Below are 11,983 nucleotides of genomic sequence, written 5' to 3' on the forward strand. Positions count from 1 at the left end.
AGCCGCAAGCATTGCGGCTCTACAATTTTTCCATATATTTAGGGCGTTCACTGCGATTCATATTTTATCAACTAGAGGGAATGCCAACTACTGAGGTGCTTACGGACGATGTGCTGCTGCTAAGATTAAGAAACGGCGATGAGCAGGCACTCACCCACTTATATAAAACCCACTGGCAACAATTGTTTTTGCTGGCATATCAACTCCTGAAAGACCGCGAGGCCTGTAAAGACCTGGTGCAGGAACTGTTTACAGAGCTGTGGCAGCAGGCGCCGCGACTCGACATCACCACCAACCTGAAAGCTTATCTCAGCGCCAGTATCCGGTATAAGGTGTTCCGTTATATCCGGCGCAATCCTGCCAACACTACCCTATTTGATCAGCTGGAGGAGCGCATGGAGCAAACCTCCCCGGAAAGTGAACTCGCCTATAAAGAATTACAGCAGGTGCTCAATACCCTGATCGATAACCTGCCGGAAAAATGCAGGGTAATTTTCCGAATGAGCCGCGACCAGCAGTTATCCCATAAAGAAATTGCTGCCCAATTAAACATCTCCGTTAAAACCGTGGAAAACCAGATCACTATTGCCATCCGCAAGTTACGCCAGGCCTTCCCATATGCGGTGGTGCTGCTGATGATTTCCAACCGCTGATTTTTTTTCGAACCCTTTTGGGGGGTACTTCCTTTTATTGACACTATAAGGGCAAACACCCACTTATGCAAAGGGATGAATTTTTTCGACTGATTGATAAATGGACCAACGGCACGGCCTCAGAGGAGGAATTAAGGCGGTTAATGAATTACTACCACAGCTTCCCTGAACAGCGATGGGAGGAGGCTACGATGGGGAGTAGCGCCCAGCTGGAAGCCGCTATGGAGCAGGATTTACTCCGCGCTATCCGCCAGCCTGGCACCGCAAAAGTACTACGCATACGCCTCTGGTTGCGTATAGCCGCCGCCGTAACTGCGGTGATTGCAGTGGCTGCAGGTATTACCTGGGCGTTGCGACCGCCAACAGCTCCAGCGTCCACCGAAGCGAAGCTGGTAGCCTACCGCACCGAGGCAGCGCAGCACTTACGGGTGGCCCTGCCCGACAGCACTATCGTCTACCTGAGCCCCAACACAACACTGGAACAGGGAAAAGATTATGGCAAGGGCGACAGGACTGTAACCCTTACCGGTGAAGCATTTTTCGATATCCACCCCAACAGCAGCCAGCCTTTCAAAGTACAGAGCGGGCAAGTGACCACGCAGGTGCTGGGCACCAGCTTTAACGTGCAGGCCTATACGGCGCAGCAGGATATAGCCGTTACCGTATTAACGGGAAAAGTGGCCGTTAGCAGCGGCACACAACGGGTGGAATGCCCACCCGGCAACAGAGCCGTGTTCAATAAACAAAGCGGCGATATGCTAAGTGAAGCCAATGTGGACACCCGCTGGATCCTGGAACACCAGCAGGGAATTCTTCGCTACGACCGCGCCAACCTGCAACAGGTGGCCAATCAGCTAGGCTACTACTATAACGTAAAAATCACGATCAGCGGCAGTACCGTCAACTGCTTCTACGTGGGTGAATTCAACACCCGCCAGCCGCTGGACAAAGCGCTGAAACAGCTGTCCCTGACGCTCAACGCCACCATAGAACATAAAAACGATACCTGGATTATCCGCATGAACGGATGCTGACCACAAACCAACATATGATGCTGATACAACCACCAACATAGAAAAAGGCCTCCGGAGAGGCCCTGAAAAGTTAAGCGCCGTTTGCCAAACTAGTCTGGAAAACCTTTGGCAGCCGGCATATTACTCAACCTTAATCTACCTAAAAGTATGAAAAAATGTGTACCTGTAATACGCATGCTAATGAAATTATCGTTGTGTACGACTATTGCTGTATGTAGCCTGGCCTTGTCGCTCCTGGCAAGCCCCACAGATGCCCAGCTGCTGCAGAAAAAAATTACGATCAATAAAGAAAACGGAAAGCTGCATGATGTGCTCAATGAAATCGGCGCCGCCGCCGATTTATCGTTCAGCTACGCGGTCAACGCCGACATCCTCAACAGCGTGGTAACGGTGAAAGCCCGCCAGCAGCAGGCCGGCAACATCCTCAAAGAATTGCTCTCTCCTTTCGCCCTGGAGTTTTTTACTGCCGACGGAAAAGTATTTATCCGCCGCAACGAGGACCCGCATTACGACCTTACCCCCGATCCTGCGCTGACGGTAGCGCTGAAGGACATTTCCGGCGTAGTGGTCAATGAAAAAGACGAGCCGCTGCCAGGTGTTACCATTCGCATAAAAGACGGTTCCATTGCCACCGTGACTGATGGTACCGGCGCTTATACATTAAAAGGCGTACCCGAAAATGCAGTGCTGGTTGTGTCATTCATTGGCTATACCACCCGGGAAATCGCCTCCGGTAAGGATACCCAGCTGCGTATCGTACTCACCGAAGATCCTAAGAAACTAGGTGAAATCGTAGTGGTGGGCTATGGCACGCAAACCAAAGCTAGTCTCACCGCGGCGGTAGCCACCGTTAAAGGCGCCGCCGTAGCAGAACGCCCTGTACCTAATGTGGTCAACGCATTACAAGGACAGGTGCCCGGCCTCTTCATCCAGCAAACAGACGCTATGCCCGGTACCAACAACAACAAAATACAGATCCGCGGTATCAGCACCCTCTCCAACAACCCCGTGCTGGTGCTGATCGACGGTGTGGCAGGGCAGCTCGAAACCGTGAACCCACAGGACATTGATAACATCAGCGTGCTCAAAGATGCCTCCGCAACAGCCATCTATGGCGCGCGTGCATCCGGTGGCGTTATACTGGTGACCACCAAACGCGGGAAAACAAATGCCCGCCCTACCCTTTCCTACGATGCATACGCCGGAACACAACAGCCTACCTACCTGCCGAAACTGGCCAATGCCGTAGATTTTATGCGCCAATGGAATGCCTCCCAGCTGAACGATAATCCTTCGGCCACACCAAGGTTTGCGGAAGCTACCATTCAGCAATATGCCAGCGGGGAGCTTCCCAGCACCGATTGGGTAGACGCAATTTTTAAGAAGAACGCATTGCAGATGCAACATAATGTGGGCATGTCCGGTGGCAGCAAAAACACGGACTACTTCATTTCCCTCGGTTACCTGAAACAGGAAGGCTCCGTCAACGGTGTACTCAACGAGCGTTTCACCTCACGTATCAACCTGAACACCCAGCTGCTCGACAACCTCAGGTTCGGTATCAACACGGTGTATACCAACAGTCCGCGGAGCTTTGCCGGCGCAGGGATATTTAACACTGCCATGCATTGGGCCTATATCCTCAATCCTACCGAATGGCCATATACACTGGAAGGCCGCAACCGCAGCTACCGCGGCGGTTCCCAGCCAGTGGCCATTATCAACGACGGTGGTTTTGAACGATATAAAGATGCTTACTTCAACACCAACATGAACCTGGAATACAACATCACCAAAGAACTCAGCGTAAAAGGACAATACTCCTACAACAATCGAGATGTGCGTCATAAAGTGTTCCAGGCAACCTATAAACTCTATGATGATGAAGAAAAACTGGTGACAACGCAGCAGTCGCCCAACTCCCTGAGAGACGACTTCAACAGCGCTACCAACCAGACCTTCATTGCTACTGCCAACTATCAAAAGCAGCTTCGTGATCATGGGTTTAAGCTGCTGTTGGGTTATAGCCAGGAAAGCTACCTGTATGAAGGTTATGGCCTGGGACGCCAGAACTTCCTCAACAATGATATTCATGTGATCGATGGCGGCTCTGCCAACAAAGACCAGTGGAGCACTAACGGTGACGCCTACCAGTGGGCCATCCAGTCGATGTTTGGCCGCCTGTCTTATAACTACAAAGACCGCTACCTGGTGGAGCTGAATAGTCGCTACGATGGCTCCTCCCGCTTCCTCAATAACCGCTGGGGCTTCTTCCCTTCTGTATCTGCCGGCTGGCGCATTACCGAGGAGAACTTTATGAAGGACGTGGCATTTGTTTCTAATTTGAAACTGCGCGGCTCCTACGGTAAAGTGGGCAACCAGGATGCTACCGGGTACTATCCGTGGGCCAGCATCATTGGTACCGGCACCACCTATCTGAATGACAAAGCAGTGACCACTACCTATTACAGCAATACCGCTAACCCGGATCTGACCTGGGAAGAGAAGACTACCGCCAACCTGGGTCTGGATGCGGCTTTCCTGGAGGACAAGCTCACGCTCACGGTGGATGTGTTTAAAGATAAAACCACGGGCATCCTGCTGACACCGAATGTACCATCTATGTTTGGTCGCGATGCCGGCGTCAGAAATATTGGCGCCATGGGAAATAAAGGTTGGGAGATTTCCGTAGGTTACCAGAACCGCGACCATGCGTTCAAATATGGCGTGATCGCCAACCTGTACAACAACCGTAACGAGATCCTTGACCTTGGCGGTACCGCGGATATTCTTGGCACTAACCCGACCATGGTGGGACAGAGTCGCTGGGTATGGTATGGCTACAAAGCCATTGGATTGTACCAGTCGGAAGATGATGTAAAGTCCAGCCCCACCTACAAACCACAGAACAAACCCGGTGATATCAAATACCAGGATACCAACGACGATGGCAAGATCACTCCCGAAGACCGTGTACTGCTGGGCGATGCAGAGCCGCACATGATGTTTGGCATCAACGCCAACTTCAGCTGGAAACAGTTTGATTTATCCATGTTGCTGCAGGGTGTGCTGAAAAACAAGACCTACCTTACCGGTTACGCTACTACGCCGTTCCAGTATGGTGGTACGTTTACCACTGACCTCCTGGATTCCTGGACACCTGACAACCGTGATGCCCGTTATCCGCTGATGCGACAGGATCAGAGCGTGAATACAGAGTTTTCTGACTGGTGGCTGTTTGATTCCCGCTACCTGCGTTTGAAAAACCTGCAGCTGGGCTACACCGTGCCTAATTACCTCCTGCAACGTGCGAAGATCAGCTACCTGCGTATCTATTTCATCATGGAGAATGCGTTTACACTGAAGGCGAAAGACTTCCCTTCCAGCTACGATCCGGAGATCGACAACTGGCAGTCCGGTGTCAACTTCCCGCAGCTGAAAACCTATTCTCTTGGCCTGAACCTGAAATTCTAAAACTATGAACATGAAGCCTCGCTATATATTATTATCCGCTTTGCTGAGCACAGGTTTATTTTCCTGCAGTAAATTCCTGGACCGGCCACCGTTAGATGAATACTCTGATGCTACTTACTGGACCACGGAACAGGACGCCGTGCGGTTTGCCTCACGCATATACGAATTTATGCCCAGCGCCGACTTTTTCATTTGCTATGAAGGCATGAGTGACAATGCATTGTCCAAAACGGCTTCCTGGGGTAATACCCTGCGTAATGCGCAGTTGATTGGCAACAGCACTTTTGTGGCCACCACCGGCAACCTGGGCGATGAATGGCGTTATGATCAGATCCGCCACTGCCTGGAGTTTCTGGCTAATGTGGACAAGGTGCCGGATATAAATCAGGACTTAAAGAAAAGGCTGATAGCAGAAGTAAAAGTTTGCCTGGCCTACCGTTACTATATGATGACCACGCTGTTTGGTGATGTACCGTTGGTGACAAAGGTATTCAGCACACCAGCTGCCTCCGATGTACCGCAGGATAAAAAAGCGGTGGTGCTGGCCCAGGTGCTCCAGTGGCTGGATGAAGCGGCGCCGGACCTACCTGCTACCTATTCCGGTGATGACAAGGGCCGGTTTACAACCGGTGCAGCTACTGCGCTGAAAGCGCGGGTACTGCTCTACAACGGTGACAATGCCGGTGCAGCTAAGGCCGCGCAGGTGGTGATGAGTAGCGGCACTTATTCCCTTTATCCTGATTACTACTATTTGTTTCAGCAGGAGGGCGATTATTCTTCCGAAAGCATCATGAGTTATATTCATGTTAAGGAGATAAAAGCCAACGGCCTGCGTGATATCACGGGGGTGAACAGTGTATCAGGGGGCACATTGTATCTGAATCCGTTGCCATCTCTGGTAGATGATTATGAAAGCGCGGCAGGATATTACCCGTACACCAATGATCCCGCTTATGATGTACATGCACCATGGAAAGGACGCGATCCGCGCCTGGCGGCTACCGTCTACTATCCTGGCAGCACGCTGGCTAATGGAAAAATGTATGATCCGCTGAACAACAACCTCGATAAAATCGGTGGTGATAAAGCAACTTACTCCGGTTACGCCTTTAAGAAAATGTTTGATAAAACAGAGCTGGAGGTGCGTGACAACGGTGGTAACGACTGGCATATCCTGCGTTATGCCGAAGTGCTGCTCACCTTTGCAGAAGCCGAAAACGAGGTAGCTGGTCCTACTGCCGCCGTAGTGGACGCCATTGATCAGATCCGCCGCAGGGCGGGTATGCCAACGGTAGCGGCTACGTTTGCCCTGAACGGATGGGCGCTGGATCAGGCGACCATGCGCACTTTCATTCGCCATGAGCGCAGGATTGAGCTTGCCGGCGAAGGGCATCGTTACTTCGATATACTCCGTTGGAAAGAAGGAAAAACATTGCTTAACGGTCCCGTATACACGCTGGATGCCAGCGCGGGGCTGAGCGACATTCCAGGCAATAATAAGTTTACCAAAACCAAGTTGGAAGACAGGTATTTCAACAACGACAAATTTTATGTATGGCCTGTACCGCAGAGCATACTGGACGGCAGTCGTCAACTGCAACAGCAATCCGCATGGAAATAATCAACAAAACCAATAAACCGACAATCGTGAAACTGACCCGTATTATCAGCGCACTGTGTCTGCTGCCATTGCTGGCGGCAGGCCCGGTGCTGGCACAACAGCAACCGACCCTGCACGAGCGGCAGCAACAATTTACTGACCTGCGCTTTGGCATGTTTATTCACTTTAACATCCCTACGTTCATGGAGGACGACTGGGCAGACCCGGATGCATCACCGGCGATTTTCAATCCGCGCAAGCTGGATTGCCGCCAGTGGGCGGATGCTGCCGCGGCTGCCAACATGAGCTATGGCTGCCTTACTACCAAACATCACAGTGGCTTTGCCATTTGGGACACTAAAACCACGGATTACAATGTGATGAATAGTCCGCTGAAACGTGATGTGGTGCGTGAGTATGTGAATGCTTTCCGCGCCAAAGGCCTGAAGGTAATGTTATACTTCTCTATCCTGGATACCCATCACAAAATACGTCCCGGTCATATTACGCCGCAGCATATTGCGATGATAAAGGCGCAGCTGACGGAGTTGCTTACTAACTATGGCGCTATTGATGCCCTGATCATTGATGGCTGGGATGCACCATGGAGCCGTATTTCCTATGAGGATGTTCCTTTTGGGGAGATTTATGGGCTTATCAAGCAACTGCAGCCGGGCTGCCTGGTGATGGACCTGAACGCGGCCAAATATCCTGCGGAGGCGCTATTTTATACCGATATCAAATCGTATGAGCAAGGTGCTGGCCAGCATATTTCCACGAGCACCAACCGTTTGCCGGCGCTGGCTTGTTTACCGTTGCAGCAGAACTGGTTTTACAAAACCGGCTTTGCGAGTACTCCGGTAAAAGACCCGGCAAAACTGGTAAACGATATTATCGTGCCTTACAACAAGGCCTGGTGTAATTTCATTTTGAATGTGGCGCCTAACCGCGACGGACTGTTTGATGCCAATGCCCTGGCGGCACTAAAAGCCATTGGTCAGCAATGGAAAAATGAAGGTCCGGTGGCTCCTCTGCCTGCCAATGAAGCACCCATCATTGCGGAAAACATTGCCAAGCATCAGCCGGCCAATGGCAGCTGGAGCAATGATATGAACATCATGGATTTTGGTAATGATGACCGGTTTGGCAGCACCTGGCAGTCGAACCCTGCGGTGAAGCAGCCATGGTATGAGGTTGCATTTACTAAGGAGCGTGCTTTTAACATGATTACAATTACAGAGGATAAGCAACGCATCACCTCTTACCACCTGGAATACAACGAAAACGGCGTTTGGAAGCCGATTCCGGGTAAAGGCACGGATGCCGGCCGGGTGAAGATTCACCGTTTTGCGAGGGTGTGGGGTAATAAAGTAAGGATAGTGATGGATAGTTTTAGTGAGGCGCCGGCGATTGCAGAGTTTGGGGTGTATGATGAGAAGCGGTAAGTTTTTCCTGCTAGTTTTTTACTAAACAAAAGAGGATGTATCAAAAGAAAACGAACGTCCTGAGAATTACCTAAACAACTGCCTGACTCCAGCAGGTACCCGAATAAAAAGTGGGTGTATCAGACTTTTGATACACCCACTTTTGTTTAGTAAGTTCAACCGCCACCGGCGGTTGAACTTACTAAACAAGTGATTAGTTTTTGGACAGCTCCACATCCTTGGAAGCACCGTCCTGGCCGATCACTGCAAACGTCATCAGCACGGTACCGGCAGGTGCGGTGAGTGGGTTACCTTGCCTTACACTCTTAATCTTTACCAGTTTGGCATTTTTGAATACATCCGGAGCCTTGTCGGCATCCAGGCCATTAGGTACAAACCCGAAACCAAAGCCCTCCGGCTGGATGAAGCCCTGGTTAAAAGATTTGTAGAAGTAGTGCAGGACTGAGTTGTAGCCTGCCGGAATCGCTATTACATTGCCGCCCGTTTTCATGGTCACCTTCGCTTTGCTGGGGTTGATAGTCATGAGAATGGTAGATGCGTAGGCAAAGAAAGTCGGATCGTCGTGTGTGCGTAATAGTTGGCTCACTTTGTTGGCACTATTCGAATAGTAACCGGTTAACTCGACCGTATCTTTACTGTAACGCATTAAACGGAAATCGAAATCAAGCCAGCCATATTCCTTTAGTAGCGACATCAACGGGCTGTTGTGGAAGGTGAGACTGAGCTGAATAGGCCCGTTTGTATTAAATGCCCCTCCGACTTCTTCTTCGTAAATGGTTTGTGAGCCAAAGTTCTGGTAGTTAGGCAACAATGACAGGACCGCATTTTTAAAAGAGAGGTTAGCCGGATCATCAAGAATCTGACGGATCTGGTAGTCTGAATACGGGCGAAGGATGTTGATGAGCTGTAATGCCAGCGATGATTCACTGGTAGTCAGTGTAGCGGATGCACGCAGTCGTGTCAGGTCGCTAATGATACCATTATTATCGATGGAATAGATGCTGGTAGTCGAGTCTTTCCCAAACTGCAATAACAGTCCCGGAAACTTATTATTGGTAAAGCTCGTTTCCATGGCCCATGCCCACATGGAGGTTTCGTCGTCCGTGAGGTTTTTGAAAGCATCGGACTTATCTTTCTCAAATGAATTGGTATTACCCGGGGGGCGACTAAAATCATCCCCTTTTTCGCAGGATACGGTAGCCAATCCCAGGATGACTACAGCGGCGAATACCAGCTTGTTTGTATGAATTATTTTATGGAGCGTATTCATAAAAATCAGAATTGAAGGTGAATGCTTATTGCTCATACTTCCTTTTCAGGGCGATCAGTTCATCTATTACCGACTGCTGTTGCAGGTAGTCTCTCAATTTGGTGATAGGAATGCCCAGTTTTGTGAAGTAGGCGGTCACCAGTTGATATTTAGCCTTGGTAGCATCATTGGTGAGATAATAGTCATTTATCTCCGCGTCGGAAAGCCAGATGATTGTCTGTACATAGGTGGCAAAATCCTCATGTTCATTTTGCATACCGTAAGGGATGAAAAAGCCTTTAGAAATAGCTTCTGCATAACTTACACGCAGATACTGGTTGGAACCTCTGAGGTAGTTTGTTTTAGCGGGCTTTTCGAAACCAACAGGAATTTGGTGCTTGCTATCCAGGAAGTGTGTGTATTCATGGTATACAAACCCGATCAGGCCTGCATCATCCGGAAAGCTGGTGGGTGCGGCATTATAAATGGCATCCAGGAAGTCATCGTCGGAAGTGGCGCTTTTGGTACGGAGTAGTTCCCCGAAAGGTGTTAGTCCACCCAGGGTAAGCCTGTTAGGCTGAATATTCCCCGCTTGTCCGGCGGTGGACTCACCAAAGCTTTCGGCGCCACCATAGTTCAGTCCATTACCGATCAGCAACAGGCGTACCGGCGTTTCTTTATCTGTTGTATGCGCAGCGCCACTCACAGCATCCATGGCTTTAAAGTAGATGATATCCAGCAGCTCCAGGTAGGGCAGCACGTCTTCTACCTTTGCGGGATTGGCTACCACATTGGCTGCGTAGGCATAGCGATTCCACTGGTATTCCACAATAATACCGTACTTATCAAAAATTTCTTTTTGTTTCTGCCCCAATGGCGTACGGGTATCGAAGGTAGGCGCAGGGTCTACTTCCGCCGTGAGCGCAGCCTCTTTTTTACAGGCTGCCAGCAACAGGATCATAGTTACCAGCAAGCAAAGACTACTAATTTTATATCTCATAAGAAATAATTTTTTAAGTCAATAATAGTTACAGGCCAGGATTACGGGTAACCTCTTCCAATGGCAGCTGAATTACATAATCTTCAGGTTTGGTACCATCAATTGCGTAAGTACCGGTGCGGCCCTTATGCGAAACCGGGATATTATGCCGGCGCATATCAAACCAACGGTTTCCCTCACTGGAAAAGCGTATGCGCTTGATCAGCAGCAGCATATTGATGGCTGCGTTACGGGTGGTGAGAGTTGGCAACTGACTTATTTTTGTATTGGCAGCTGCTGTACTAAACGTTTGGTTATTGATCAGCAGTGTCAGGTCCGCAGTAGCCTGGGGTGTAATTCCCTGGGCTTTTTCGATTTCCGCCTCTGCCCTGTTAAAGAGTACTTCATCGATGGTGAGTATTGGCATGTTACCATTTCTGGTGGCTGTAGGTTGAAACAGCATCAGCTTTTGAGGCACATAGTCGCTCATTAACGCACTCGTTTGAATAATGTAATTATTACTAGGATCTGCGCCCTGATCTCTTAACATCTGCACCGCAGGATAAGGGAACATGCCCATCCAGAAGTAAGCCAGCAATTGATAGGTATTATTCCCCATCAGGATGTAGGATGGGTTGGACGGGTTGAAATATGCGGTGGAATATTGCTGATAATCAGTAATAGTGGTTCTGAGCGTCTTAATATTTAATGGAGCGGTACGGCGACTCAGTACATTATTGGCATACTTGATACAATTATCCCAGTCTTTCTTATTGAGATAAACCCTGGAGAGCAAAGCTTCCACGGCATCTAACCCGAAATTAAACTGTGGATTCTTGGCTGGTACGTTTTCAACCAGTGTCACTGCTTCCAACAGATCCTTCAATATCTCATCATAGATTTTTTGTACACTTTCCTGCTTGTATCCCACAACAGGTTCACCACTATAAGCGGGTACAAAAGGAATACCTACGTCACTGGCGGCGGTTGCAGGATTATATTGTTTTGCAAAGAGATTCACTACCATAAAATTGCAATAGGCTTTTATAGCGAGTGCTTTCCCACGGATTACCCTGGCTCTCGTTTCCTCCTCCTTGTTAGCCGGCGTATAGGCTTTCACTTTATCGATGATCAGCAGGGAGTTTGTGATGGAGTTATAATAGCGCCTGCAAGCTGTCACTGGGTTGAATCCTGAAGACAGGAAGCGTGTGGCTGGCAATGATTGCTTGCAAATAGCAAACTCAAATAGTGGCATCATTTGATTCACGGCGTCTTCCACATTATGGCCGGCCAGGTCTCTGAAAATATAATCATCACTCATTATATCCGTAAAATGATAATCAGAGTAAGGATGTATTTGGTTGAGTGTTTCATCCATATCATCCAGCGACACGATCAGCGTGCGGTTATCTACCGGTTCCTCGAGGAATTTGGTACAGGACAATTGGGTGAGTGTGAGTACCAAAGTTACTGCCAGTATGGATCTGGAAACTCCTTTGTTTTTATATCTTTTAAACATATAGTTCAATTTAATTCAGGAAATCAGACC

The 11,983-nt window shown here is 49.3% G+C and carries 8 protein-coding genes; 5 read left to right on the plus strand and 3 right to left on the minus strand.

All coding sequences use genetic code 11. The annotated features are described in order from the left end of the window. The first annotated feature begins 80 nt into the window (after positions 1-80). From KW844_RS08695 to KW844_RS08715, 5 genes are all read left to right on the plus strand, one after another. Positions 81-653 (plus strand): RNA polymerase sigma-70 factor, encoded by a 573-nt coding sequence (locus KW844_RS08695; protein WP_218376326.1) that lies wholly within the window; start codon positions 81-83, stop codon positions 651-653. A gap of 65 nt (positions 654-718) precedes the next feature. Beyond that, positions 719-1,687 (plus strand): FecR family protein, encoded by a 969-nt coding sequence (locus tag KW844_RS08700; RefSeq protein WP_218376327.1) that lies wholly within the window; start codon positions 719-721, stop codon positions 1,685-1,687. A 180-nt stretch (positions 1,688-1,867) separates the two neighbouring features. Then, positions 1,868-5,161 carry a TonB-dependent receptor gene (locus tag KW844_RS08705; RefSeq protein WP_218376328.1) on the plus strand — a complete coding sequence of 1,098 codons (3,294 nt, stop codon included), beginning with the start codon at positions 1,868-1,870 and terminating at the stop codon, positions 5,159-5,161. 10 nt (positions 5,162-5,171) lie between these two features. Beyond that, on the plus strand, positions 5,172-6,782 hold the full coding sequence (locus KW844_RS08710; protein ID WP_218376329.1) for a RagB/SusD family nutrient uptake outer membrane protein: 1,611 nt from the start codon (positions 5,172-5,174) through the stop codon (positions 6,780-6,782). Continuing rightward, the gene (locus KW844_RS08715) at positions 6,773-8,206 is read left to right on the plus strand and encodes an alpha-L-fucosidase (RefSeq protein ID WP_218376330.1); all 1,434 of its coding nucleotides are present in this window, start codon (positions 6,773-6,775) and stop codon (positions 8,204-8,206) included. Before KW844_RS08710 ends, KW844_RS08715 begins: the two co-directional genes overlap by 10 nt. Before the next feature lie 193 nt (positions 8,207-8,399). Here the strand turns inward: KW844_RS08715 and KW844_RS08720 are convergent, their stop codons facing one another. Genes KW844_RS08720 through KW844_RS08730 form a run of 3 tightly spaced genes read right to left on the minus strand, consistent with a single transcriptional unit; the run spans position 8,400 to position 11,953 of the window. Then, on the minus strand, positions 8,400-9,476 hold the full coding sequence (locus KW844_RS08720; protein ID WP_218376331.1) for a hypothetical protein: 1,077 nt from the start codon (positions 9,474-9,476) through the stop codon (positions 8,400-8,402). A gap of 25 nt (positions 9,477-9,501) precedes the next feature. Continuing rightward, positions 9,502-10,455 carry a putative zinc-binding metallopeptidase gene (locus KW844_RS08725; protein WP_218376332.1) on the minus strand — a complete coding sequence of 318 codons (954 nt, stop codon included), beginning with the start codon at positions 10,453-10,455 and terminating at the stop codon, positions 9,502-9,504. Positions 10,456-10,483: 28 nt separating this feature from the next. Continuing rightward, positions 10,484-11,953: a RagB/SusD family nutrient uptake outer membrane protein gene (locus KW844_RS08730; protein ID WP_218376333.1), complete on the minus strand. Its 1,470-nt coding sequence runs from the start codon at positions 11,951-11,953 to the stop codon at positions 10,484-10,486. Positions 11,954-11,983 lie beyond the last annotated feature (30 nt).

Source organism: Chitinophaga sp. sic0106, from assembly GCF_019219075.1.
In the GTDB taxonomy this organism is placed as follows: domain Bacteria; phylum Bacteroidota; class Bacteroidia; order Chitinophagales; family Chitinophagaceae; genus Chitinophaga.

Excerpts from the sequence above, each read along its gene's own strand:
- KW844_RS08695 (WP_218376326.1), top strand. The coding sequence starts at position 81 with ATGCCAACTACTGAGGTGCTTACGGACGATGTGCTGCTGCTAAGATTA.
- KW844_RS08715 (WP_218376330.1), top strand. The coding sequence starts at position 6,773 with ATGGAAATAATCAACAAAACCAATAAACCGACAATCGTGAAACTGACC.
- KW844_RS08705 (WP_218376328.1), top strand. The coding sequence starts at position 1,868 with ATGAAATTATCGTTGTGTACGACTATTGCTGTATGTAGCCTGGCCTTG.
- KW844_RS08720 (WP_218376331.1), bottom strand. The coding sequence starts at position 9,476 with ATGAATACGCTCCATAAAATAATTCATACAAACAAGCTGGTATTCGCC.
- KW844_RS08710 (WP_218376329.1), top strand. The coding sequence starts at position 5,172 with ATGAAGCCTCGCTATATATTATTATCCGCTTTGCTGAGCACAGGTTTA.
- KW844_RS08700 (WP_218376327.1), top strand. The coding sequence starts at position 719 with ATGCAAAGGGATGAATTTTTTCGACTGATTGATAAATGGACCAACGGC.
- KW844_RS08730 (WP_218376333.1), bottom strand. The coding sequence starts at position 11,953 with ATGTTTAAAAGATATAAAAACAAAGGAGTTTCCAGATCCATACTGGCA.
- KW844_RS08725 (WP_218376332.1), bottom strand. The coding sequence starts at position 10,455 with ATGAGATATAAAATTAGTAGTCTTTGCTTGCTGGTAACTATGATCCTG.